Annotated in this window: 28 protein-coding genes and 1 pseudogene; 1 reads left to right on the top strand and 28 read right to left on the bottom strand. The window is 45.1% G+C overall.

Going from position 1 to position 26,022, the window contains the following annotated elements:
• Positions 1–39: 39 nt before the first annotated feature.
• Together EXW94_RS25080 and EXW94_RS25075 are read right to left on the bottom strand one after the other, a co-directional pair.
• A complete protein-coding gene (locus EXW94_RS25080) occupies positions 40–1,113 on the bottom strand; it encodes a hypothetical protein (protein WP_174341325.1) in 1,074 nt (357 codons plus the stop codon).
• A gap of 155 nt (positions 1,114–1,268) precedes the next feature.
• Positions 1,269–1,478 carry an Hha/YmoA family nucleoid-associated regulatory protein gene (locus EXW94_RS25075; RefSeq protein WP_174341324.1) on the bottom strand — a complete coding sequence of 70 codons (210 nt, stop codon included), beginning with the start codon at positions 1,476–1,478 and terminating at the stop codon, positions 1,269–1,271.
• 176 nt (positions 1,479–1,654) lie between these two features.
• Here EXW94_RS25075 and EXW94_RS25070 point away from each other — a divergent pair, with 176 nt between their 5' ends.
• Positions 1,655–2,824 (top strand): tyrosine-type recombinase/integrase, encoded by a 1,170-nt coding sequence (locus EXW94_RS25070; protein ID WP_174341323.1) that lies wholly within the window; start codon positions 1,655–1,657, stop codon positions 2,822–2,824.
• A 72-nt stretch (positions 2,825–2,896) separates the two neighbouring features.
• Here the strand turns inward: EXW94_RS25070 and EXW94_RS25065 are convergent, their stop codons facing one another.
• The 26 genes and pseudogenes from EXW94_RS25065 to trhI form a co-directional block, all read right to left on the bottom strand.
• A complete protein-coding gene (locus EXW94_RS25065) occupies positions 2,897–3,250 on the bottom strand; it encodes a hypothetical protein (RefSeq protein WP_174341322.1) in 354 nt (117 codons plus the stop codon).
• A 17-nt stretch (positions 3,251–3,267) separates the two neighbouring features.
• The gene (locus EXW94_RS25060) at positions 3,268–3,711 is read right to left on the bottom strand and encodes a hypothetical protein (RefSeq protein WP_174341321.1); all 444 of its coding nucleotides are present in this window, start codon (positions 3,709–3,711) and stop codon (positions 3,268–3,270) included.
• Positions 3,712–3,775: 64 nt separating this feature from the next.
• Positions 3,776–4,120 (bottom strand): hypothetical protein, encoded by a 345-nt coding sequence (locus EXW94_RS25055; protein WP_309232522.1) that lies wholly within the window; start codon positions 4,118–4,120, stop codon positions 3,776–3,778.
• Between the two features lie 15 nt (positions 4,121–4,135).
• Entirely contained in the window at positions 4,136–4,936 is an 801-nt protein-coding gene (locus tag EXW94_RS25050) for a hypothetical protein (protein ID WP_174341320.1), read from the bottom strand.
• A gap of 9 nt (positions 4,937–4,945) precedes the next feature.
• A complete protein-coding gene (locus tag EXW94_RS25045) occupies positions 4,946–5,896 on the bottom strand; it encodes a DNA replication terminus site-binding protein (protein WP_174341319.1) in 951 nt (316 codons plus the stop codon).
• Entirely contained in the window at positions 5,865–6,485 is a 621-nt protein-coding gene (locus EXW94_RS25040) for a DUF2913 family protein (protein WP_174341318.1), read from the bottom strand. Before EXW94_RS25040 ends, EXW94_RS25045 begins: the two co-directional genes overlap by 32 nt.
• Entirely contained in the window at positions 6,478–6,921 is a 444-nt protein-coding gene (locus EXW94_RS25035; protein ID WP_174341317.1) for a hypothetical protein, read from the bottom strand. Before EXW94_RS25035 ends, EXW94_RS25040 begins: the two co-directional genes overlap by 8 nt.
• A gap of 18 nt (positions 6,922–6,939) precedes the next feature.
• Positions 6,940–7,467 carry a hypothetical protein gene (locus EXW94_RS25030; protein WP_174341316.1) on the bottom strand — a complete coding sequence of 176 codons (528 nt, stop codon included), beginning with the start codon at positions 7,465–7,467 and terminating at the stop codon, positions 6,940–6,942.
• Positions 7,468–7,803: 336 nt separating this feature from the next.
• On the bottom strand, positions 7,804–8,394 hold the full coding sequence (locus EXW94_RS25025) for a hypothetical protein (RefSeq protein WP_174341315.1): 591 nt from the start codon (positions 8,392–8,394) through the stop codon (positions 7,804–7,806).
• A 43-nt stretch (positions 8,395–8,437) separates the two neighbouring features.
• Positions 8,438–8,710: a hypothetical protein gene (locus EXW94_RS25020; protein ID WP_174341314.1), complete on the bottom strand. Its 273-nt coding sequence runs from the start codon at positions 8,708–8,710 to the stop codon at positions 8,438–8,440.
• Positions 8,711–8,981: 271 nt separating this feature from the next.
• Positions 8,982–9,929: a hypothetical protein gene (locus EXW94_RS25015; protein WP_174341313.1), complete on the bottom strand. Its 948-nt coding sequence runs from the start codon at positions 9,927–9,929 to the stop codon at positions 8,982–8,984.
• Positions 9,930–10,035: 106 nt separating this feature from the next.
• A complete protein-coding gene (locus tag EXW94_RS25010) occupies positions 10,036–10,968 on the bottom strand; it encodes a hypothetical protein (protein ID WP_174341312.1) in 933 nt (310 codons plus the stop codon).
• A 67-nt stretch (positions 10,969–11,035) separates the two neighbouring features.
• Positions 11,036–11,956 carry a hypothetical protein gene (locus EXW94_RS25005; protein ID WP_174341311.1) on the bottom strand — a complete coding sequence of 307 codons (921 nt, stop codon included), beginning with the start codon at positions 11,954–11,956 and terminating at the stop codon, positions 11,036–11,038.
• Between the two features lie 102 nt (positions 11,957–12,058).
• Positions 12,059–12,937 (bottom strand): hypothetical protein, encoded by an 879-nt coding sequence (locus tag EXW94_RS25000; protein WP_174341310.1) that lies wholly within the window; start codon positions 12,935–12,937, stop codon positions 12,059–12,061.
• Between the two features lie 81 nt (positions 12,938–13,018).
• A complete protein-coding gene (locus EXW94_RS24995) occupies positions 13,019–13,543 on the bottom strand; it encodes a hypothetical protein (protein ID WP_174341309.1) in 525 nt (174 codons plus the stop codon).
• A gap of 282 nt (positions 13,544–13,825) precedes the next feature.
• Positions 13,826–15,184, bottom strand: a pseudogene (locus tag EXW94_RS24990) (IS3 family transposase).
• A 70-nt stretch (positions 15,185–15,254) separates the two neighbouring features.
• Entirely contained in the window at positions 15,255–16,547 is a 1,293-nt protein-coding gene (locus EXW94_RS24985; RefSeq protein ID WP_254797890.1) for a toprim domain-containing protein, read from the bottom strand.
• 56 nt (positions 16,548–16,603) lie between these two features.
• Positions 16,604–16,822: a hypothetical protein gene (locus tag EXW94_RS24980; protein WP_174341308.1), complete on the bottom strand. Its 219-nt coding sequence runs from the start codon at positions 16,820–16,822 to the stop codon at positions 16,604–16,606.
• A gap of 68 nt (positions 16,823–16,890) precedes the next feature.
• Positions 16,891–18,780, bottom strand: a complete 1,890-nt coding sequence (locus EXW94_RS24975; RefSeq protein ID WP_174341307.1) for a VWA domain-containing protein — start codon at positions 18,778–18,780, stop codon at positions 16,891–16,893.
• 68 nt (positions 18,781–18,848) lie between these two features.
• Complete coding sequence (locus EXW94_RS24970; protein WP_174341306.1) at positions 18,849–19,961, bottom strand: DUF3150 domain-containing protein; 1,113 nt, start codon at positions 19,959–19,961, stop codon at positions 18,849–18,851.
• A gap of 81 nt (positions 19,962–20,042) precedes the next feature.
• Positions 20,043–20,294 (bottom strand): hypothetical protein, encoded by a 252-nt coding sequence (locus EXW94_RS24965; protein WP_174341305.1) that lies wholly within the window; start codon positions 20,292–20,294, stop codon positions 20,043–20,045.
• A gap of 47 nt (positions 20,295–20,341) precedes the next feature.
• Entirely contained in the window at positions 20,342–21,403 is a 1,062-nt protein-coding gene (locus tag EXW94_RS24960) for an AAA family ATPase (RefSeq protein WP_174341304.1), read from the bottom strand.
• Positions 21,404–21,458: 55 nt separating this feature from the next.
• Positions 21,459–22,448 (bottom strand): hypothetical protein, encoded by a 990-nt coding sequence (locus tag EXW94_RS24955; protein ID WP_174341303.1) that lies wholly within the window; start codon positions 22,446–22,448, stop codon positions 21,459–21,461.
• 61 nt (positions 22,449–22,509) lie between these two features.
• A complete protein-coding gene (locus EXW94_RS24950) occupies positions 22,510–22,887 on the bottom strand; it encodes a hypothetical protein (protein WP_174341302.1) in 378 nt (125 codons plus the stop codon).
• Between the two features lie 53 nt (positions 22,888–22,940).
• Complete coding sequence (locus tag EXW94_RS24945) at positions 22,941–23,831, bottom strand: hypothetical protein (RefSeq protein WP_174341301.1); 891 nt, start codon at positions 23,829–23,831, stop codon at positions 22,941–22,943.
• Positions 23,832–24,217: 386 nt separating this feature from the next.
• Positions 24,218–26,008 carry an IncHI-type conjugal transfer helicase TrhI gene (gene trhI / locus EXW94_RS24940; protein WP_174341300.1) on the bottom strand — a complete coding sequence of 597 codons (1,791 nt, stop codon included), beginning with the start codon at positions 26,006–26,008 and terminating at the stop codon, positions 24,218–24,220.
• Positions 26,009–26,022 lie beyond the last annotated feature (14 nt).

Raw genomic sequence — 26,022 nt, 5'->3', positions numbered from 1 at the left:
TCATCCCTGTCAGACCGGCAGATGATGGCCCCGATGGCGCTAAAAAAGCTCCCCGGAATACCCTTTTTCCGGTTGTGGGTCATCGCTTTTCGTAACAAATGCCTCGCAGAGCCGCTGGTTAAAGTACCCGATGCGGACCAGCTCCCCCAGATAGTCCCGCTCCTCCTGAGTGAGGCGCTGCCCCTCTTCGGTGGCTGCTATCATGTCTGAGAAGGTAGCCAGTTTTTCGATGCTCACTGTGTCGCAATTCTCAAAGCAGTGCAGCCGGAAGTAACGCAGGAACAGTGGAAACTCGTCGGTCTGAGCTATCTCGGTACCCCGTACCGTCAGCCGACTCAGACAGGTTATCGTCGCCCGACGCTGCATGATTAACGCATTCTTGCTGGCAGGTAAGGTGTCCCGCATGACAATGGCATGGTCGGCCAGCCGCTGCCGAAGTGGACCGGCTGCCGCTGGCTCCCGGCCATGATAGATTTTTTGCTTTTCACCATTGAGCTGATGAAGCACCGGATGATACAACCACTCGCGGGACGCAGCATCCCCGGTGATGAGCTCCTCGATACATTCGCTGTAAGTACAGTGCCGCTCGCCTCGTTGTACCCGGCCCAGCTCGAATTCGAGATCAGGCACGTCTATCCGCAGGGCGGCGACCGGCTCAGAAGGATGGAGTTGCTCAAAGGACAGGCGGGATGCCAGCGTTCGGTCAAGATCCAGAAATACCCCGACCCGGAGCTTATCAATAGTGACCACCAGATCGGCGGTAGCTCCAAACATATGCTGGCTTTCTTCTACTTTGTCCAGCGTGACGGTTCCACCTTCGTACCCTTCGAGCACGTGCGGCACCGCCAGCTGACATTGTTCGTTCAGGATCTCGATGATCTTGGCCCGGATAGCCTGCATCAGTCCATCACAGTCGCCGAGCAGCGCCGTCAAGTGACTGAAATGCCAGAGGTTGACCTCTCCCTGCTTGGCCACCAGCTCTGTCTTACAGCCGGGGCAGATACAGCCGCAATCCGTTCCCCGCTCCACCTCGGTGATATCGAGGATCTGCCCTGTTTTTTTGTGTATACCGAACGGTATGCCGTAGGTGTAACTCTTTCGCATATTCGCCATCCCCCTCTTCATTCCGGAGACAGTATATCGAATGGGCAGTTAGATATTTTCTCTCAGGGGGTCAATATTCTTGTACTCACAATTCAGTGTTTGAATATTAAAAAAGTTACTTTTTATTATTCGGATGCAAAATATATTAATTTTCGACATTCCTATTATCTGACAAATGCCCAGACGCTGGCTGGGACTTTATCGTAAAGCTTCTTCATGGTCAGCTCGGCCTTACGGTGATCGTAAGCGCCGGATAACTCCATTGAATCGACATTCGCGGTTTTCTCACTAATGCGTTCAAATACAAGATCGAGAGTTTCAAAGGTAGAGCATTTACGGAATTTCATCAGATATTGCTGCTTACTTTCAGACATGTTTGGCCTTATGTTAGTACTTGTCCGTCATAATTAATTCTCGCATCAGCGATGCCCGGTCCCATAGTCTTATGCACCTAGCATATCCTACTTTTGGTGCTGTCAGCTTGTTTTATCTGGATATAGGCAGTGTTATCATTACTGTTGATTCATCCAGTGGCGAGGCAACGCGATTTATGAAAGAAATAACCCACCGTATTGCGGAGGCCGATGTGCTAACGCAGGTTGCCCGGTTAAACACCGACGGCCGGTTAATGACCCGCCTGGTCCGCTATTTCTCTCATCTCAAATTTAACACAGCCAAGACATACCTGCACTGGATGCGAGTCTGGGGGGACTGGTATTACGCTAATGCAGCCCACGAAACCAGCTGGCCCGCCAGCGCTATACCGGCACACCCGGAAGCCTTTGAATCCTTTGTCGAGCACCTGGGAGGCAGGCTTCGCCGCAGTAGCGTCGTCAGCTGCGTCCAGGCTTTAAACAGCATTCATAAAAAAGGGCTCGATGCACCTGGCGTTCTCTCTTCAGAAATCTGGTTCATTCTGGAAACCCTGAAAAATGATGAAACCCGGCGTCAGACGGTAACGCGTCAGGCAACGCCCTTTATGCTTCCCGATCTCAAAAAACTGATAGCCCTCTATGCCGGGACCCACTCCGTCAGGAAGCTTCGTGACCTGTGCCTTATCTGGCTGGGATTTGAGACGCTCCTCCGCTCAGTAGAAATCCGCCGGATCCGGCTCCAGGATCTCCGGCTGGATGATATGTCTCTTGAATTCACCCTGTCAGTATACCGTACTAAAACCACTGCCAGCACCAATCTGTCCTATCGCCTGTCACCGCAGCTCTCCACCAGCCTCCTGCGACTGATGAACCTGGTTGGCAAGGATGGGCGCACCCACCCGACGGAATTTCTCTTTCAGGCGGTGAACGCGCACGACACCGGTTATATGCCTGAAGGCTGGCTACTTCGCAGCCGGGGCAACGATATCGATACGCTGCTTCAGCGCCACAACATGCCCTATCGGGCCAGCAGGACGGTAGTTCAGGAAGAGGAGGAGGAAAAGGCAGATGATGAAGGAATTCTTAGCAAAGACACCTTGTTAAGGGCGTTTTACGATCTCTGGCTCACCCTGAACCCCGATGAGGACGAGATCCGGTGCTGGACCGGTCACAGCGTTCGTGTAGGCGGTGCCATTCAGCTTGCACAAAACGGTTACTCGCTGGTGCAAATTATGGAAATGGGGAACTGGTCGAGTCAGGAAATGGTGCTTCGATATATTCGCAATATCGAAGCCGGGAACAAGGCAATGACGCTGTTTATGCGTGAGGCCTTTCGGGAGGCGTGAAATGGCAAATCGCGTTCGGGCCCGGTTGATGGCCCGTTTTTTCCAGGCGAGTAACTTGTACTGCCCTGTTTTTTAATCCGATGACTCAGGCACGATGCGATACACACCGTGCCACAACGCGGTAGCGGAGAGCGCATGATCACAACGGACAAAGTGCCCGTTGGTCTTTTCCGAAAAGGCAATCATACCCCGTGTAGGGCCGCACACTTTATCCACATACTCGAACAATCCCCCATCGGTCATGGACGGCGGATAATTCTTTATAGCGAGAGGTTTTGCCAGCCACGACGGGTATTTATCGGCATGAACCCAGATCTGGAACTCTGTAAAAGAGGCTATAAAAATGACCACATAGATGGCCACTATCGTTTTTAGCAGCGCTTTTAAATATTGCTTTTTTCTGACCACTGATACCGTGTTATTCATCTTCCAAGCCTTAATTGTCATTCAGCAGAATACAACATGCTCCACTGACCGCTGGTGCCTTTCCACTCACTGATATACGTCTTATCCGGACGCATCAGCCTGATAACATCATCAGGAGCAGCACCCGACCGCTCAACGAGCCAGGTTTCATGTTGTGCTTTATTGATCCCGGAATTAGCAGCAAGAACACTGACCGTGACGGTTTTATCAGCAGGTTCAATTACCAGACATCCATTCTCACTCACGTTGCTGAATATACCCTCCGGACAGAGGTTGGTGCCGAACACCGTTGCAGGCTTGCCATGATCGTCCATCGTCCAGCCAGGATAGATGACAATGGAGGGGATCTTCATCGCATCACGAGCGATATCCTGCTTCAGGGTATTCACCCCAGTTTCACTAAACTGATCGCAGCCGTACAGCAATAAACTCATGGACATTAGCAAGCATCTTTTATTCATGCTTCCCCCTTTATTTTTTTAACAATTAAACGCCAATACTTACAGGAGCTGGCAGTTATGACGTTCATTTCTTTTTAAAGGGATTAAACCGGGCCAACGGCGAAACGGGTTTGACCGGCATAGCGCCATTCCTGCGCTTAAGTTTGTAGACCCCATTAAGCTTCATGGTCTGTATTGCAATATTGGCCAGTGAAATCAGTTTCAGGGTGTAGATCAGCTCAACGGTGGGAATAGCCAGTACGAAGACATACAAAATGCCCGCGAACATAACCCGAAGCCAGGCAAAGTACTCCATGCTCAGCGCTCGTTTAAAATAGAGTTTTTCCAGCGCCGTGACGCAATAATTGGTAAGAATGGATGCACCGATTGCCATGAAGATGACAATGCCAATCATAATTGCCAGTTGCACTAATACACTCCTTTTTTAGTTAACCGCGACGTTGTTTTTGGGTTTACGCTTGGCCGTCTTATCGACATGTTTTGGTTTGGTATGATGGAACAAAAACGCATCGACCATCATCCATTCCTGACCATGAATGCGAACCAACAGCAATTTCTGACTGGGGTAGTGCGTGTGGAAGAACATTTTGACGTCCGGTGTCCGAAACATCTCCTGCTTGCGTCTGAGCTCACCGGCATCCATCTCAAACTCTGTTAAGAACTCCGAGGTCAGTCTGCGGCTAAGCATCCGCAGCGCACTCGCATTGGCATCATGTTTGGCAAGATTCCCAAAGCGAACAAGGGCTTTTTGCGTCACCTGCACCGGTCCCAGTACCGATTCCACCACTTCGTTACGCCAGTAATAGTGCATGTCCACTTTTACCCAGGTGATACCGTCTTCCATTGCCGACGTCCGAAGTGTGCCGGTCATGGGTACCATCGTGATCCCCTGCCAGCGCATTTGCATATAGTCGGCTAACGGTCGTAATGATTCCGGCACGTTTTTTCCAAGGAGCAACGTCTGGAGATCAAGAGTGAAGGCCTGCCAGCTTAGTTCATGCCCGTTCCAGAGTCGGGCAATTTGATTCTCTTTGCGTAGCATGAAGTAGTTCCCGCACAGCAGTTCAGCCCTTACCTGGTCTTCGTCTGCGGGATGTCTGGCCTTTTGCAGATCCACGGTATAAACCACCCGGTGAATGGAATCAGCATGGTATTTCTTGGCCCATAAAAACACCATATACAGGCGTTCGTCGATTTTCTGGCTAACGGTTGAAATCCACTGCATATGCTCTCCTCAAGCATCCCTGACAATATAGATACCCGTCTCCACCCCGGGCAGGAGGTCGGTGTACTCCAGATCTTGTTTACGCGCCTTGCCTGGTTCTCGCGGATACCACGTCTTCAGAACTGTCACTGACGGGTCACTATCCGTTGCGAAAAACGGCAGCGAAGCCGGTTTAACAAAATAATTCACATCGAGGTACTTTCCACCAGCTCGTTGCTGATCATCTGGACGCTTCACAAACAGATGGGCAATCGGAACAGGGAAAGCATTATCGCGACGTAGGCGAAATGACTCTCCCTGTTTCAGCACACGATTTTCCAGAGCTTCGATAGCATTCTCAATCTCGCCCAGCTTCTCGGGGCTGTTGGTTACAGGGGACATTTTGGCCACTGCGAGACGCTTTTCCAGAAGACTCATCAGCTGAGAATGGTCTTTCACATCCTGATTACGGTGCATTCGCCATGAAAAAGTAACTTTATTAAGTTGCCCCTCTACAAAGTAAATTTTTCGCATTGCCTGTTGGACAATAAGCCCCGGGAACTGTTGGTGTACCCTCTCAAAGCGACGGGATTTATCTGCCGCCACTGCTCTCAAGGCCGAAGCAAAAGTATTTTTGGCTGTATTAATAGCTTCGATGTGCCGATTAAGTACCTTAGGATCACCCGGCACAATAATAATACCGGGGTATTTCTGGGTGATTTTGGTCGACTCGGTCGACAGTGTTGCGATATCTGATACCTGAAAATGCTTCAGAGCATCCAGGATCGCTTTCGGTGATGCATCATCAGTGGTATCAACATCCAGACTGTTGATTACCTGCATCCGCTCGTTATGCCGTGTTACGGGGTGGATCTTCATCAACGTCGAACGGACGGGTAGATGAGCATCGAGATATTCTCCAAGCCGGTCGATCTCAGTGAGAATCGCATCATGCAGCTCTGTCAGTCTTTCGGTCGTCATGATTCACTCCTGCATGAATAAAGCAACGACAGACAAGGGTATTGTCCACCATTTCCGGCAGACCAACCTGATTGTGAAATCCGTAGTTTAAAGCCAATTCAGCAAACTCCCGGCATTCCCCTGTGTGATACAGAGTCAGTGGCTCGATTTGTTGACCCCGGAAATCAAAGCACCGTTCTACATCAGAAAGCAGTCCGAAACAGACTGGTTGCTTATGCAGCTCAATCCTCTCCCAGTCATTCTGGTCGCCGAATTTTACCCACCAGCCTCGGCGGGTCAATGCTTCGCGCAGATCCTGCATGCGAGCCAAAGCAGAATCGGCTATATCAGGTATCACTCCTTTCCCCTCAATGAGCAATTGGAGGATGCCCGTCAAATCACTCACTCTATTTTTACGGGCCTTTTTAAGGGTGTTCCGAAGGCACTTCAGGGCGAAGCGTGAACATAGCCTACGGCGTTCTGCTGAATTCACCCAGTCCTGAATCAGGGTGTTCGAGCTGTGATGGCCAGCTCCTGCACTCTCTTTATGCTGGTGTACATACAACAGGCAGGAAGTTGCCGCACTGACAACCTCTTCGCTGTCACTCATCGCGACCGTCTCCCTGGAAATTTATAAATTCAGGCGTCAAAAATAGCGGCAGTTGAAGCGGTCGATAAGGATAATGCAGGGTTTTCCCGTCCAGCATTATACGATTCAGACGGTAGCGACCGTTGACTCTGTCAACTGACCAGCTACCAGGTGGAAGCGGGATTTTCCGACTAAATGCTTTTGTGCCTGCCAGGTAAAACGACTGAACCAGTGTGTTATTCAGTTCAATGGCCCTAACCTTAATCAGGTATCCAAGTAAAGGGGAAAGCCAGATCAGCAACCAGACTGGCGGCAAAATGGAATGGCCAAGAAGGTAGCTAGTCATCAATAGCCCTGACAACTGAATAAAGCTAACCCCTGCCCACAGCAGCATCCAGCCCGCCCAGGCTCGCGATTGCCTAAGTTTCCACTCAAGAAGAAACAGATTTTTTTGCATGCCTCCCCCCTTTTTAGGCTAATGGATTGCGGCCGTATTCATCAGTTGAATAGTTGTGCGGGGATAGATTTCGTTTTTCCACAACTCAGATGAAGTCCCCCACCCGTGGAATACACCGTCACCCGCCAGCCTGTTGAAACCGTTAATTTCGTCACGTACCTGATACGCAAGTTGCTCTGGCAGATCGAGATACTCAGGCAGCGTCAACAACAGGCCGTTTACCAGCTCCCCCGTCAGTACCGTCATACGTTCAAAGTCAGAGGAATCGTTGCCAGGGATTGAATCAACCGGCATCGAAAAACAACATAAATCCAGACCATCAACTTTCTGACCTGCATCAAACCCGTCGTCATTCACCACAAAACGAAAAAAAGCTTCACGACATGAATCGGGACCGACCTCCTCCCCTGGAGCAACCTCCACGCCATAAAAAATGCGTGACTCCCACTGGCATAAAGAAGACGAGAAAATCCAGCATGACAAGGACAACGCTAATTCCTCTTTAAAAATGCGCTCTACCACGGTTCTTTTACCCTTATTTTGCATATTGATCCCTGAATTACCGGATATAGCCGTTATCTAATCACAGCCAGCGCAGCTTCTAATAACTTCCGTCACCTTAATAGTCGCAGATGCTTCCACCACGTTGCTTCAAGCGGTGCTCAAGGTAGATGCTGGCCAAGTCTATGGGTTGTTGCTCTTCCAGGCATGCTCTAAGCAAATCCTCGATGGTCACATCTTCTAGCCCCCGGGTATGAAGAATATTTTGGCCCCGGCCAGCATTTTGTGAGTACTGCGGCTTAAATGCAGGCGAACCTGATTACGGGTATCAAATGGAGCCTCTTCATCACGCAGGGCGTCGAGTTCACTTGTCATCTCTTGTCACTCCAAATCCGGGATCAAATGAAAATTAACTGCAATGGATGTGGCCGGGTCACCATTCTCGACAACGCTTAGCCAGCTTCTTGCCGCAATTTGGCCTTCACACGCCATCAGATAGCCGGTAGATGCTGAATGATGTTGTGATAGACGATTTAACAACTCTCCCGACAGCGGACCCAAAGCCATTGGTGCATGCAAGAAAGTGCCAACTGGCAACACCCTTTGCAGCCGGGATAGAAGCACCGCTTTTTCGTCTTCACCTTCGGGAAGCACTAAAGCAATTCGGTAACCTTCACGGACCCGTTGGGAGAGTTCTAAAGTCAGTTTTCGAAAGCGTAAGGCATATATAACTAATCGGAAACGTGTCATACATAGCCCACTAAAGATGAATATAACGATCACCCCCCCCAGAGCAGAACGGTAAAGCCACCAGTTCAATGCAGCTGCGGCTACCAGAATGGTTGTTAAAACAACGCTTCCCCAAAAGAAAGCTGAGGCATACCGTGTTTGCTTGTTTTCCCAAAAAGCCGAAAGAATTATCACGGACGTAATGGCATAAATCACATAGTTAAAAACCGATTCACTCAACATTTATTTAATGTTCTCAATGAAGTTAACATCGCAATAGCTCACGTTATTCCGGAACATGCCCAAGGCAACCCTTTACTGAACAGAAATTGTTGCACGTTGCTGTTGTTATATATTGCTCACCCCGGAGGAGCCTGACTATAAGGTCCTCCCGGACCATATCAGCAGGCCTCTCAAACAGGTATTCAAGTTGAGCATCATCGGGATTATTCAGCAAACGCTCAATGCTTAATGCTATATGTTGATAGAGGAAATCATTCGAAACCGGCGCAAATGCATTTTCAGAATCAGGCAGAGTTTGCGTACTGGAACGGGTCATAAAAGCTCCTTTGACTTCGATAAAAACAGTATACAAATCCCGGCAACGGATTTTTTCTACTAACCTGACCTATTTTGATGCACAAGCAACTTCAGCGAAATTTCACTAGTTCTGCCCTCAATGCGCGAACAGGGGACACAAAACCATGACGTTGGCTCAGCCGTTGGCCCCTGGAGTCATCAGTTCCTGCCTGAGGGCAAAAAAAAAGGCACGATCCTCCATGACTGGAAGTTCGTGCCTTTTAGAATTTTAAAACGAAGTCACTACCTGCTTATGCTGCCTGTGCAGTGTCAGGTGTGAATTTTTCCTTAAGTTCATGAAACGCTTCGCGCAAAAGCATAGTACGGTCAGAAATTTTCACCTTCCCGTCTTTTCCTTTTGAGGCATACGTGTTCATGTATGAAGATGAAATTTCAGCCCCATCCTCATCAGTGAATAATATATACATCAGAGCCGGTACATAAGACTCATCTGCGACATTATTAAAAATATTGATAATAGTTTCATCGTTACGTTTTTGAATGACCTTACCGCTAGGCAAAGTTTCTTCATCCATATAACAATCAACTAAATCCAATGGGTGATCCTCTTCTTCCAGAGTAATTGTCAGAGTTAAGCCATTATTAATTCGACGGCTATACTCATAATCACTTAGACTATAGAAGGCCAAAGAAATACTTGAAAATGTTTCGTAAGCCCGTCGCAAACTGTCTGACAAATATTCCTGTAGATATTCAACGAATGCATTAAATTCAGTATCCCAGAATTTCTGAAGTGCAAAGCGTGCAATATGCACTTCTCCATCTACTTGCATCAGATTATTGTAAGCAACGAGGTCGTAACCAGACCTTTGGCTTGAATCGTTACTATGTGCCAGTATCTCATCTACTATCGGTTCGAACTCCACCAGGCTACTGGCATAATGTTTTCCTTCTATTCTGATTTCTTCATAAGCTAGTTGATCATAAACCGAAAGAAGGGATTTAATTTTCTTACTGAGAGCAAGTGTTGTCAAACTCTGCGGAGACTCTATGAATGTACTCTTTATATAAAGATCTACAGCATCCATTAAGTCGGAACCCTTGAGTCGACAAATTATTGAAACTTCATCACCCTGACAGTGATGCACAGATGCAATCACACTTGATTCACTAAAGTCGATTGGCAGACCGCTTAGTTCCGCATAAACATAATTATGAACATCATTAATATGAAACATATTGGCTTCCTTCTAAATTGCAAGGAAGTGCTCCCCACGGGGAAGCAGCTTCCCCGCTGGGTAGTTTAGATTTTAAGTGTTGGTCGTGAAATTACGGCTTTACTTATCAGCACCGTTCTTCCAGAAGACTTCTTATTACCGAAAAACTATCTTTTAAAACCTGTTTTCGGTTAAGGATTTTTTTAACTGCTTTACGACTATAGGCTGCATCAGCTTCAAGTGACGTAGAATAAACCACCTCACCCTTTATTGTCGTTACCTCAACATCGATAACGACAGGCACTGAATCACCTGAAGCAGCTTTTTGAAAAAGCGCAATAATTACTTCATTGTTGCGCGAATGCTGATAAACCCAATCTACCAGGGAACAATCAACATATTGATTTTGAATACTCTGTGAATAAGTCGCAACATCAATCCTAATGGTAAGTGTCAGTCTATCGTTAAGCTTTCTGGAGTAGTCATACTTACTCAAAAGTGAATAAGTGCGCGACACATCCACCAGCGTCCAATAAACAATTCCGAGCAACTCAACCAGTTTACCTCGACAGTATCCAATGAAATCTAAAAATTCAGAACGGTAAAAGTATTTTAACGCATGTTTGGCAATCAAAACCTTGCCATCAACAGCCATCATACTTATATACTTATCTCTTATAGATTCAGGAGTCGAACAAAGGAGTTCTATTCGCTTCATAACAAAATCACAAATGTCATAAAATCCGATGTCCGCTTTTGAACCTTCAGACTGGCTAAGTATAAATGTGCCATAACCGAGAGTCTCGAACACTTGAAGAAAATACTTCAACTTCACCCTTAAAGGTTCTGTTTGAAGGTAAGGAGCATTCGATTTAATCAACTCGTCGACATACATATCTACCAGTTTATTCAGTTCGGTACATTGAAACTCTACCCGTAATCCAACATAATTATCGCCAGATTGCGAAAGGTTAACTCGCGTTTTTTCAGTGCGAACATTGAACCCCAGAGTATTAATTTGAGCACAAATATAATGCTTAATATCGTTCCCGCTAAACATAGGCACTTCCTTTTAAAATGGGAATGCCTCCCAAGGGAAGCAATTTCCCTTGAGGGTTAGGTGGGCATTACATGTAAAGGGCATCTTCTTCACGTGACTTCTGTAATCTTTCTACAGATTTCACAGAATTGTTAACAGCCTTTTGAAATATTGAATCACGTTTTACACCAGTCAAAAGATATTCAGTCGCAATAACCGGTGCTGAAAATTGTCCAGATAAGGAACTGTCTGTATGTCTCCCCACATCCGGCCGTAGAAGTTCAGCATAGATATGGCGTTTCATTACGCGACCAGAAATATATCGCTTCAGATGGATGAGGTATTTATCAGCTTCAGACAAGGTATCTACAATCCACCCTTTACAGAGTATATCGTCAACCATATCGGCCCCTACTTTTACCACCATTATTCTGGCTGTGACAGCTGACCGTTCGCTAAAGAACTTACACAGCTCCCGTGTCTCGCTGTTTTCCACTACCTTGGTCAACAGTAATCTGGCCAATGGCATTACAGCCATAAGACATGCCTGCAACCGGTCAAAAATGTAGGATAGAAAGCCACTCCCGTTTTCAACCAGCCCGAGTATCAGATCCTTCCCGGCATTCGAAGCACGATAATAAACGTACTCCAGACGTTCACGGTTTGGTCCTGAATGTAAGAGCTCAGGTGGATGGCCAAGCAAGCGCAAGTGGGTCAGTGATAACGGGACCGAAAATCTCAACGACGACAGAGTTATCGGCCCAGCTGACAGTAAATGCGCTTCCCGGCAGTACATCCCTAAAGGATGGTCATCGACACCACCTGAATAGTCCGGACAGTGTGCCGCCAGGTATTTTGCAAGAAATGAACGTAAATGACTGACGGGGACATCGACGTCGACGACAAATTGGTTTGCCTTAAAGAGGTCCTGCTTAATGCTGATGCTGGAACACTGTGCAAAACCATTTTTAATCAAAGTCGCTGCTATCAGATTTTGGATACATTTCATTTTTGATTCCTCAAAAAATGAGGAACTACTCCCCGAGGGAGAGTCCCTCAGGAGAGTTAAATTTAAGTTAGCTATTTCAGTAGAAATCAGACCTGACTATCATCAGAAATCACTTAAGCCAATGTCTTTGTTCCGCCCTACAACCGTGTCAGCTATCAGCCGATTAATTTTCTTCAGGCCCCCTTCGTGCTCCCCTGCTCGCAGATAGGCAGGCAGTGATCTACAGATTTCATTACCTGAATTGAAACGATGGCAGGTAACGTAACCGGTACGGGCGCCTGAATGAGCATACGATTGAATCCGTCGGATATAATCAGAGGCATTTTTTCTGGTCCACACTGCTGGAGTGTTTCGCAGATGCATGTCAATGGACTCAATGTCTAGCGCTGCCAGCATGACTTTCAGTACGTCCGAACCATGAGTCACGGTTTTGATGGTCTGCGTTCTTTTTCGATGTAGGGCAAGCTGCCGCAGTTCATCGAAAAGAGAAAACATAAACAACATCTCTCCGGCCAAAGTATTTCGAACATAGGTTAAAAAATCACTCATATGCAGCAGCCAGGAACTGGCCATCTGACTGACTTTCGGTTCAGACGCAGTTATCAATTGATTTGCCAGGTGGCATTGAGCTTCTGGTAAATCAAAGGTACTTTTCAAGAAAGCTTGGCGATCTTGCGGGCGACGGTGCAGCTCTAACCATACTGAAATAAAGCCGAGCGACTCATACTCATCACAAAGATCTTGAGCCCCCACGAGTAACTGCCGGAGTTCAAGCTCGATGTCGAAAGCCAATGCACTTCCTTCAAATGATGCGATGTAGCCGGGAAGGTAACCAACCAGTTGAGACACAGCGCAATACACTCTGAAGGTATAGTCTTCAATAGGTTGATAAAACGAGCATTTCGTTATTACATCCACGTTTACTGGTTTGACGCCATTTTGAACCAACACAGCGGTTACCAGATCAGTTGTAAATTTCATAAGGCCACCATAGTTAAGAGGGCCTCCTGATGGAGAGCCCATCAGGGAAAGTTACTTTTTACGTAGTACTGCAAAATAAAATCACATCAACGTCATCACGTTATCAATATATTTGACAAGTGATGGTCGTTCATCTTCTTTTGCAAATTTACGTAATTGGTCAAGGCTGATTGCAGGTAAATAATCCGCATAACCCTTGTCACGTAAATCGTCTACTACTTTAGTCAGATACTCTAATTTACCTAAGCCATTCCGTACAGGCAGTGGCATTGGTTTCGACAGCATCTCTTGTGCTTCTTCCCAGCTTATATTACGACTTTCACCAGTCCGTAGATCAAGGTGGACATATACGAACTCCCGATAATTCCCACGACTGGTAACATAATATGCAGGGAAGAAATAACGGTCACAGCGCAACATACAGGTGCCGGAAGGCCTTACTATATAAAGCAGTGTGCTGTCATTCTCATCCAGGCTCTGTTGCAAAATCCGCATATCAACTTCATTGTCATATAAGTGATATAACGAAGAAGGGTTGTGAACAATATGAGAATTAATTACAGATGCCAGTTTATTAAATATTTCAGTTTTAATTGTTTCTTTCATAATGCTCTCCTAAATAAAATGAGAGCATTACCATAACGGTAAGCTCCCGTTATGGGTTTTATATTTAATGGATAAACCATGTCGCATGACCGACCGTAGCCAGTTATACCGCACATTTATTAAACTGAGCAGGCATCTCAGCCGTGAATTTCACCCAAGCTGTGGGTAATTTTCACGAAGAAAAGCGGTTATTCCTATTTAATAAAGACTCGTAAATATTTATTAAAAAGGATAACCCCCCCCCGCAAGTGAACTGACCCCCGAAAGTTGGACAGTAATTTGCTAGGCGGCTAAGTGAACCTGAGTCCGGTATTCTACCGGGCTCAGGCCTTTTAACCTTGAGCTGATTCGCTCATGGTTGTAATAATCTATGTATTCCTCGATAGCTCTTCGCAACTCTTTAGTGCTTTTAAATTTGTTCAGATAATAACACTCTGACTTGAGCATCCCGAAGAAGCCTTCCATCACTGCATTGTCCAGACAGTTCCCTTTGCGTGACATGCTTTGAACAACCCCGTTTGACTGCAAAACATTCTGATAATGTTTCATCTGGTACTGCCTGCCAGCCCTGATCTGAATGCAGCACCGGTTTATCGCGTTCTCCAAGCCTCGACATGGCTTGATCAAGCATCGAGTTAATCATCTGCATTCTGGGTCTCTCAGACATGCTGTAGGCGATTATCTCTCTGTTATAGAGGTCCAGCACAGGGGAAAGATAAAGCTTCTTCCCATCTACGGCGAACTCCGTTACGTCTGTGACCCATTTTTCATTTGCCTTTTCGGCATCAAAGTTCCGCTGAAGGAGATTCGGAGCAACTTTGCCCACGTCACCTTTCCATGAGCGATACTTCTTCACCCGGATGAGAGCCTTCAGTTCCAGCTCTTCCATCAGTTTCTGTACGACTTTATGGTTGATCCTGAGGCCTTGCCTTCTCAGCCAGACAGTGATCCGACGATAGCCATAGCGCCCTTTATGATACTGGTAAATCTCGCTAATTTGAGATTTTAAGTCAGCATAAGGGTCAGGCAGCGTGAGCCGCTTTAGATTATGGTACCAGGTGCTACGTGGCAGTTTTGCTGCACGCAGTAAGTCACGCAGGCCGTGTTCATGCCTTAGTTCATTGATTATTTGCGTTTTTTCTTTAGCTTTTTGCTTTGAACTAAGGCTTCCAACTTTTTTAGATAGGCATTCTCAGCTCGCAGATAGCGGAGCTCATCAGCAAGTTCCTCTAGTGTCATTTGCTCAGGAGGACGCGCTGTTTCTTTTCTGTCTGAAGGGGTTTTATTGCTCACGGTACTGGGCATTCCTCTGCGGGAGTTGAGTGATTCAGCTCCATAATCTTTATACAGACTAACCCATTTTCTGATTACCGAGGCATCAGAAACATTGAACCGTGCGGCAGCTTCACGAGGGGACAACTCCTCGTTGATGGTGGCAAGAACGATCTTTAGCTTTTCTTCGTAAGGAGTGTGGGCTCGCTTTCGCTTTAGTCCCTCAAGACCATGCTTAAGGTAAGCCCTGATCCATTTCTTTACTGATGTGATTTCAACATTGAAGTAGGCAGCGGTTTCCCCCTGCCCACCATGACCTTCCGTGTAGTGCATTACTACAGCAAGTTTTAGCTCTAATGAATGCTTCATGAATCTGCACCTTACTCAGTTGGGTGTCCAACTTTTGGGGTGCAGTTCACAAGCGGGGGAGTTATCGTGTTTAAAGCTGCGCCAGGATTGAAGGTTCCCAGACTATCGGGAATCCTTCAGAACCAGCCAGATTCAGTACATCGTTCCAGTCAATCCCTTTTTTACCTTCAGGGATCTCACTACCTGGCTCGAACACCGTCACTGTCAGCACGGAAGATGGATAGCGCTTTGCCAGAAACTCTGTCATACGGGTCTGAAGCTTATTTGCAGCTTCACGACCGGCACACAGGCCTTGGCTATTTGCACGATCCTTATCCGACCAGATGTAAAACTGTATGGCTTTTACATCCGGAGGGGGCAGTAAGGAATCAGGAATGATTACGTTCTCAAGACTCCACGCCGAGCTTGCAGCCCAGCATGGCATTGAGGTCGCTTCAGTCACCGAAAGCGCGTTTTCAATCCCCTCGGCCACACCCAGCGTCCAGGTCTTTGAGCCCTTCGCATAGTGTGGGTCGAACAGCTGAATGGAAGCTCCCAATAGATCAGCAGGTGGCTTCATCATCAGTTTCGGATTCTCTACATTTGCCTTATCACCATTCTGCTCTACATACGTCCTGTGAAGGGTAAGTGCCCGTCCGCGAGTATCCCGCAGAATGGCAACCATACCCGGATAAATCAAACTCGAACTAGTAGCTTTATCCCAGTAGTAAATGCGAGGATTAAAGCCCAAATCGGCAGGCAGATGACCCAGGATACGTGAAAGTCCACGCTTCCTGAGATATGCAGCGACCGGCGACTGAAGGTTAATCTCGCGAGTATAGTGATACATAACTTCCAGTTTACGAGAACGATCAGCAATCTCTTCAGCAGACAGCTCTGCGGTTTGCTTCACGACTTCGTGATATTTCCGTTCACTTTCAATGTCAGAACGGGTTAAGGGCGCAGTCAAATCCATACCAAAAAATTCAGAAAGGATCTTCTTGCACGTCTGTGTTTTGCTCAATTTGTAAAATTCAGCCAGTACGTCGATACCGTCACAAAAGGCATTAATCGGGAAGTCGTTGTGAATTGCACAACCCGTATACATATCTTTTTTCCGGAACCTGAATTTCGACTTACCCGCATTAGTGAAGGGGCAAGCTACCTGTCCAGGCGCTTTGGCGACAGCTGAATCAAAAGCAGGGATACGTTCGAACACTGAACGCCACCCACCCACTTCCGCTACACGGGCATGGACGAGTGTAATAAAGTGTTCCGAAATTTCCTGGGGGCTGCGCTGAACTGCTGAGGATGCATAAGTCATTTTATTCTCTCTTATCTGACATTGTGGGTTTCTCAATGCCATCTGCGTATCAGAGGACATGGAGAAACCCACAACGCAGAATTTAAGAAAGAGGGCCGGTTAAGGCCCTCATAAAATTAAGCTTCAGTGAAGCCCTGTTTTTTTAATCGCTCAATAAAGTCACCGACGAGCACCTGGCTTTTATGGATTTCACTCTCGTTAATGGAAACATCACGGAGAATAAATTCCTTCGGTTCGGTGTCGTTTATAACTTCGCCTACGCGACCAAAAATACGGATCTTATGCTTAGGACCCTCAACTTCATGCACAACACGGTAGGTTTTAATCTTACTCATAATTTGCTCCATTAACCGTCAAGGAGCAAATAACCCCAAGGGGCATTTTGCCCCAATTGGGTAGAGTTTTAATTTGTGAGAACGCTCATAACCAGCCTGTTAACTTCAACAGCAAGTTTTGATATATCCTCGACGTTTACGAAAGTACCCTCATTAAAACCTTCAAGTTCTGAGGTGTTAATGCCAATACCCGCGATTTCTATTCCGTTACTATCTGCCAATGACAGTACATCTTTGACCGAATATGCTGTAACTGATGGTTCCCCATCAGTAATAAGTAATATGATCTTTCTGTCGAACTGACTTTCTAATAACAAATTATGGGCTGCCATCAAGGCATCACCAGTCGGAGTATTACCGCCGGTCTTACCGAGGCTAAAGCGTGAAATCGTTTCTTCAACAGTCTGGTCAAAAGATTTTATGACTTCACTCGTTTTGTCCCTGTATGGGAAAAGTATATTTGAAACATGCATATTAGAGTAACTTTGCAGAGCAAGAGACAATGCAAGGTCTGCTTTAATAGCATGGATGTAACGATCTTCACTTTGCATTGAACCGGAGATGTCTCTGACGAGAACAATTCCAATATGGCCACGGCTTTTTGAGGTACCTGGGGTCCTGAATACATCACGAACCCCCATAGGCGCCTGAATCAAACGTCCAGGGTCAAAGCTTACACCGCGATCCCGCGTCTTGTTCAGGTTCCTTACATTAGCCTGTTGAAGCATGGCTAAATCACCGCTCACCGTCTGACTCAGACGCAAAGCTTCGTTATACACATCAATATCAATTGGAAGGTCAGGCAAATCCCAATCACTGCCGCCAAATTCAGCTTTCACATCAGCAGGACAAGCTTCTGCTATTTCTTCAATCATCGCGGCTATGTGTTCATGATAATCTGGGCTGTCTTCGGCACATTCCAGAAATTCGCTGAGAAGTGATTCAAGCTTTTCCCATTGCTCAGAGGAAAAGTTACTTTCCTCTGTCTCGCCGGTCACTGCCTGTGAATCATCCCTACCAGCTTCGTCAGAACCTTCGTCCGTCTCACCTTCACACTTATCCGAATGCTCGTCTTCATTTTCCTCACTATCCTGATCACCATTATCACCAGCGTCATTATCTGACTCAGTACCTGGCTCTTGTTGGCTATCAGAATTATCAGCATCAAGGCTTTTATCTTTCCCCTTTTGCTGCTCTTTAGCTTCATCACGCATACGTTCGATCAGCGCCAGAGTTTCCTTAGCAAGGTGAATAGCATCCTGCGTACACGAACTGTTGCGTGCGGCATGAGTGATATTCATAATTTCGGACTTTATCGGCTCAAGCAGTGTGTTGGCGAATTCGAAAAACGGGTTAAGAACTGCCGCATTGCCTTCCTGGTTTAGAACCTCAATTCGCAGAGTGTTAAGCAAAAAGGATTCAAGGAAACGTACCGGATCAGGACTGGCAGACCGTATATCGCAGGTCATGAAACCAGCCTCTACCATCAATTCGTACGTTTTTGCCAGACGCGGACCTGCCTGTGCATAATCTGCTGCAACATGCCTCTCCATCTGGATATCATCGAAAAGGTTGATCAACCCCCCTAGCCGACGTGCTTTCGCATACGCCGCTTTTTTAAGAGGTAAAGAGTCAAAAACGCCCTCATGGTTGTTATCAAATTCCACGAAGCCCGGCGCCGAAGTAAGGATAGTATCCAGCTCACATTGCCACTGAACATTATCCGTATATCGGCCATGCCCTGCCTCATGACAAATAAATCCCTCGATTAAATTCACAAATTTCTCTTCACTGTAATCACCATTAGGAAGAACAATGAGATTACTAGAAGGTTGAAAATATGGGCCCTTAACCTGAGAAGAGATATAAACATCAATCCCTGGTATGCCACTTATAACATTTGCAATGTTTTTTAACCGCTGAATATGCCGTGGTGAGTTTTTTAAATCAAATTTCATATGAGTACCTTTATAAAAAAAGGGTACTCACCCGGAAGGTGAAGTACCCGTCCGGGGAAATTAATTTACTACCAACCTTGAAGGGTCAAACCACTATCCTCTACAAGGTCAACTGAGGAACCAGCTGATACCTGCATCGAATTAGAACCTGTAGCTGCCTTTGAAGGATCGGACATCAAAGCTGTAGAGTTTGAACCAAATACATCTGCGTTCAGTAAAGAACTCGCAGGGTCCATATCATCAGCTTGCGAAGTAATACCTGCTGGCATGTTGAACGACCGGGTAATTGACTCTAACCAGTCGGTAATCTTCTGCTCTCCAGATATGATTCGCTTCAGCATTGAAACATCACTCATAAATAAAAACCATTGATGCAATACTGCTACATCACGCGGCTCATTAATAGCACCCGCTGGTAAATTACTTATAATATGATTAATAGCATCTGCAAGAACAGCCGCCTCTTTATGAATAAACATAAAGCTGATGATTTTGCTTTGCATTTGCTTTAATCGGGTAATGGTACTAGATCGCATATTGTCATTTTTGCTTATTTTGGAATAAACCTTTGAAGCTTCATCAGCAAGGTCAACAAGCAATTGATTCTGATATACCCCTTCAGTTTCATCACCTTCAACACTTATCGGATTGAATGGTATGAAATGCGCAAGATTAAAACGGAATGACTTTTTAAAATCTTCCTTTGATAACTTGAGTTGGTCTATCAGGTTTGACATTTTCGGACTGCGATCTTTCTCAGCCTGAATATGCACTTCATAGTTCTCAAGCACTTTTTCAATACCGGCTTCGAACTCACGCTGAATCTCCTGAGCTTCCTCAAGAAATTCCTCCATGCTGCTCACTGGCAAAATCCACATATGACTGTAGCGAATGCACAGACGAGAGCAGAGTGATGATATTCTACTGGTAATTGTGCTCTTGAAACTTAGTGCTTTAGCATCGATCCAGCGGACTTCGCTTTTAGCGACACTTTTTTGGTTTGTGACATCAGTCCCATCATAAGAAAGTTCAATCTCTCCTGTACGACGAGCACCCTGGCAGCCACTAATTTCAAGCTTAGTTATCACTGCACCTTCAGAAAGCTCAGGATATTTCTTAATGAAATTTGAGCTAATAACTGCTGCATTTTCTGAGGTTAAAGTAGAAGTATTAAGAGTCATGAGTTTTCTCCAACATAAGTAAGAAGGGAAAACTCCCCATACGGGAAATGTTTTCCCGAGAGGGTTTAAGACAATTATTGTTTAAGGAATAATGAGTTCGCTACCAAACTCAGTCAAAAGCACATCTAAATCGACGTAGCCCTGAGGAGAATAGCCGCCTTCAGAATACTCCTTTACAACATCGTGAATATCTTTGGTGCAATTCAAAACTTCATAACGTGTTTTGTCTTCAGTTAACGGTGAAAGAACAATAAGATCATCATTGTCCCTTGCAATCGCTATAGATGAAGCACCATCTGAACTTAAAAGATAATGGAATTTAAGATGGGACAAGCTGTTTAAATCAAGATCAGCTCTTGAATAACTAACCCCATCAATTGTTACTTTTTTGAGAGTAAATCTCCTAACGTCGAGTTCTTGACCTCGCCAAGAGTGAGGTCTATGGCTTGAGTTACGAGCTCATTCGCATGTGGTGCCAGTGCAGAGGAAAACGCGATTTCAAAGGTCTTGAGCAGTGTCATGTTCGACAATGTCAGTGACGTTGCAACCCATGTAACCATCTGCCGCAGATCCATCACACAATCTTCTACTCCGGTATTATTAACAGCAACAGCAGTCGATACAAATTTCGCGATAACCGCTGCTGGGATATGATTGAATCGCTGCATAAGAACACTTGTCAAAAAAACCTCATCAGGTTTTTCCATTTCAACAATCAGAAACCGCTTAATGAAAGCTGCATCCTGACGCTGCGACGAAACAAACCGACGAGCCCCCCCGTTCATATTCGTGTTGGCAGTACCCATAAAGCGAGTAAACTCACTTGGGTGAACTATCTCACCGCCATTTGCACTTACAGACCAGGGTTTGCGTTCTATGGGCATGTGTAATTTTGCGGCAGTATCAGGGTCGATTTTGTCTACTTCATCAAGAAGAATCAGATGACCATCACGAAAGCCCTTCACCAACTCACTCATTACAAATCCAGTATTTCCATCAATTAGACTCCGCTCACCTTCAAGCTCATCAGCACGAATGTTGCTGTTGATTTGCTTAATAGTAAGAGGCCAGTTCATCATATGACTGATGTACATTGCCATTTCGGTCTTACCAGAACCTGATTCTCCTTTCAGACAGAGACTTAAATCCAAATTCTTCGTCACCAAAAGCTTTACAACTTGCTCAAGGATCCGTGGATTCGGGATATAGTCTTTATTCAGAGGGGCGCGGTAAGGTGTCTCTTTTTTAAATACTGGCACAATCATATTTGGGTCCATTTCTGGTATACCGAAAAGGTCAGTTGCATATACCAGGTAGAACAACTCTTTTTGATTACTGCGCAAAGGTTCACGACATGCAGCCGGAAGAAGTATATCCGCTGGCACATTAACAACCTCTGCTTTGGTCTCAACAGTATTTTTAGCGTTTGCGGTGTTATTCATCTTAAATCTCCAAAATGAGCAAACACCGCGCCCAGCGAGTGTTTGCCGGGGCAAGTTAGTGGAATTGCATTTTGCATACTGTTGCGATCTGCTTTCTAACAGCAGCAACATCATACCCAAGATGCTTTCCTATAATTTCAAATACATCAGACTGTATCCATTCGAATTCAACCTCGAATACAGGGTTGACCTGGACACTGCCGTCAGTACCTGTCGTAGTGATCCTGTTGCAAACCACAAGAGTTTCAAACAGGTTCATTGTTTCGTTAAATGCTTTGATGAAAAGGGTTAAAACATCTGCGTCTTTCCATTTTATTGCCAGCTGCCTGGTTGAATGGAAATAGTCAGGGTCAAAAAAGGTATCCCAATCCGTTCCATCTGAGCAATCATGAAAAACCATTGATTGATCGGATTTATACAAAGCTTTCTTTTCTTTCATTTCACGATAGCGATGAGTTTCGTTATACAAGAAGTCCCGAAGGTGCAGACGAAATTCAATTGGATCAATTCCGTTTGCAGCACAGGCCAACTCAAATACCTCCGACATATACCATCGTGTTTCTGCTATGAGTATTGGATTTACCTCTATTGCTCCATTCTCATTAACAAAGAAGAGTGTTTTTTGAAGGACCATCAACCGTAAAAATTCGAATGACTCCTCCATTGCAGCGATATAAATCGTTAAAACAGAGTCGGAATTCCAATCAAAAACGGCAGCATCAATATCTGCATCATATTCAGGCATCCTGAAAAGATAATCATTTTCAGATGCCCGAGTCATCTTATGGATGATTGCATTGCAAGGCAGATGTTGATCTTTCGATTTTGCATGAATTTCACCAGGCAAAAATGAAAGTGGCGACTCTGACTGCTGGACGAATTTAACAATCGCCCCATCAGATTCAGTGTCAGATATTTTGTTATAATTAACTCGATTATTAATTATAACAGTCGAACTTTCTTCATCCTCATTTGAAAGATTAAATAATGAGAAAAAATCTAGCTGGTTTACGTTAGTTGTTGGGTTGTTGAATTTCAATCTCATGGGATCTCCTGAGGGGAGTCATCCCATGAGGGATGTCTCCCCCACTGGGTTAATTAATTTATCAATTCTGCCTGAAGCTACTTGCGCTAAATCCCTTCGTTGGCTTTGGAATATGCGCCAATTTGCTGATTGCTGTCACACGCATATAATCAAGAGGTTGTTCTCTCCCGGGTAATTGCACTGTGTCTACTACGATATATCCAGCAACCATCAACTCATCTCCGGCGTGCACATCTGAGAAACATTCAGAATACAGTTCCGGTGACACCTTGATTTGAATAGAATATTCTCTCTCAGTAATTTCACCATCGCTTTCCGTCTTCATTCTGTTTTTCAGTTTGATTAGTAAACCGGTAGAACTACCAGATACTTCTCGTTCTGTTGCACTTATGACGATGCCAGAAACCTTCACTTCATTTATATATTCAAGAAATGACATATTATCTCCTTACAGGCTTAAGAGAAGCCCATAAGGGTTTCCCCTTTACAGGATTAGAAAATAAATTTATTGAAGACTAAAACCGCTACAACAAGGGCAAGAGCCGCTTGTGCAACCATTTTATACTTGCTTGGAGCAACATTGGTACTATGTTGCAGGACAAGTGGATGATCCGAGGCTAACTGGATAATTTCCAGTTGTTCTTGTTTCTTCGCATCTTCTTTAAATTGAGCCTCTCGTTTAGCGAGGAACTCCATTTTTGGCATTATTGCGTTATCCCACCCTTTAGGACTGAAGACAACCAGTTCAGAGAAGGTATGTTCCTTCAGTGAATCCGGGAATCCAAGTTCTGACATTAACGGGCGTACAGCTGCATAGAGTTGTACAACATCATCATAATGAGCTTTAGTTGCATTATCAAATCTCTGACGTAAGAATAAAACGTCTCGTTGAGCTATGATATCGCACAGCCAATTATTAAGTTGCGGACTACGCAGTTCGTTTGACTTTTCCAGCGAGTACTCCAGATTTTCGACATCAAGCAATGTTTCTAATCCAAAGTTTGCAAACTCACTCACTATGAAAGTATTTAGATCGTCCAACGTTTTAAATGAGGGTACAACTGGAGTTTCCTTAAGTAACTGCAAAGCCTCTGTATATCCGATTTTCTGGACAGTAATTTCAGTCATACACACATAAAATAGTTGGGCATTTGCGGCAAGATTCTCTCCCAATTTTGACAGTGGCTTCAAAGCCCGAAGTTCAATTGCAACTGGGGCTTCGTCGGAATGAATAATAACAATGTCATTATCGTTCTCTGCATGCGTTAGCAAAACAGACCTCAAGTCTTCTTTTTTACTTTCATTACCTGCCAATTCCAATTCAGGAATAAGAGAAACAAAAGTAGAGAGCAAAACATTGCTGCGAGCTGTATTTTTAGCCATATTCAAGTCACCTTATAATTTTAGAAGGAAGAAATAATTAATATTTCAACGCTTAGGCAAAGCCTGTCATTCATCTCCCGTAAGCTATGAACCGCCTGATTTATACTTTCTGGCATTAAAAGTACGCAACTATAAAAGCTCCAGAAGGAGCTTTCATGGTTACGGTTTGGTAAATCGGATGACCAATAGACGTGAAAGTTCGCACCAACGGAAAAAAGTAACTTTTCCGGTGATGTTATGCAGCTTTGTTCAAGCTGGCCGCTTTTCACGGCATTTTGGCGCTGAAGCGCAAACTGGAAGTGTAGCAAGCGCTACAGGAAAATTTGTGAACAAATATCTGTTCAAATACTTTATAGCTTAATATAAGAGACAAGTAAAATGATTCTCTAATTATTTTCACTTATTTCCGGCTGAGTGTGATTCATAGCAGCGGATTTGACTTTACCTTCATTACATTCGCTGAGAAAAAATGAGGGTTCGCCATACCACATTACAAAAAGTTCTTTTTCCGCTCTAGTCATACCAACGAAAAGTAGCCTTCTTTCCTCCTCAATCGCTTCAGGACCAACTGAGCGCTTGCTTGGTATTTGCTCAGCACTGCAACTTAAAATAATCACTTTAGGCCACTCCAAACCTTTGGACCCATGTAGAGTTGAAAGCACTACTTTATCCGGAGTGTATTCCTGATTTTTTTGTTTTGGTCCAAGACACATTGCGGCCGCCCTATTTATCATGTTTTCCCATCCGGATTTTTCGGCCCATTGTTGGCATGTGTCTAATGCTATTCGCGTTAATGAGGGAGTCCCCTTATTTGTCTTCATTTTAATCGAAGCCATTTCCATCCACTTTACGAGATTTCCAATGCGTCTAGATATTTCGTTTTTGTCATTGCTGTTCTGCGTAAACCTGCCGAAATGCGAATGAAGTGTTCTGGACTCAACGCTGCTCTCACCCGGAATACTCACTTCGCCAAAAGTAACTTTTCTCGATTTCATGCTGTCATGAACCTGATCCAGAATCTGTTCATGTTCACCAAAAAGTGCGAGTACACGTTTCATCAGGCGCTTATCGTTCCCATGCCTGAAGAAGGCCATCAGGTGAAGGACATCACTTGTTTCTTTCTCATCCCAAAAGGATTTGCCGCCATACCTGATTACTGGTTGCGTGATGAAGCTTTCTATCTGGTCCAGATGAGCATTGCCACGGCTCAGAATTGCCCACCCGTAGGGGTCTTTCTCTATTAATCTAAGCACAGCCTGAATCTGGTCCTCCATGCTCACAAAACTCTGGAATATTACCTTCCCCCCACCCTTTTTAGATGACTTCAAATCTTTGGCATAACGGTATACATTTTTTGTTATTAGCGCGTCTGCAACTTCTAATATTTCAGGCTCACACCGAAAGCATGTGTTAAGATAAAAAATATTTGGTCTAAAGTTTTTTTCGAACTGTTGGAAGATTTTGACACCTCCCGAAGCTCGGAATGAATATATTGCCTGGTCATCATCACCCACAATACAGGTGTTCACACCGGACCGGGTATGCTGAGTAATCCATGCATACTGGATAGAATCAGTGTCCTGCACTTCATCCACAATTAGATGCGTGAAATCCAAAGGTCTCATTTTGCCCGAATACATTTGGCTTACAACGAATCTGGACAGAGCATTAAGATCAGCTACATTGTCCTTCTGGCAAAGCGATTGATAAACGTTAAAGAGATGAATTTGTTGCCGTGTATGTTTTACAGAAATAATATCCGGATCCATTTCCCTGCCAATAGCATCGATTGCAAATTCGGCCTCAGGGTATTTAAAAACGACACCTGATTCTTTGATGGCTCGATGGATGACAGATCTCTGAGCGGAACTGATAAGCATTTTTCCAGGCCAATTTACTGCATCCAGCTGCTTTTTAACAAAACCGTGGAAAGTATCAACTGAGACTCTTTTGCATTGTTCAGGGCTGAGCTGCTTCTTCAATTTCTCTGCAAGAGAATTAGTCGCAGCTCGTGTAAATGTGACCATACCTATGCTTGCATACGGGAACTTGGCCAGAATCGCTACCACCCCCTGAATCATTGTGAATGACTTGCCGCTTCCGGGCGCCGCAATAACCATGTTATTTGCACTGATATTATCAATAATTTTTTGTTGTTCCGCCGTTGGACTGGCCATACCTACCTCATTTC

The organism is Enterobacter sp. JMULE2 (assembly GCF_013337145.1).
Lineage (GTDB): Bacteria > Pseudomonadota > Gammaproteobacteria > Enterobacterales > Enterobacteriaceae > Enterobacter > Enterobacter mori.
Note: the sequence above shows the minus strand (reverse complement) of the source record. Positions and strands in the feature narration are given on the sequence as shown.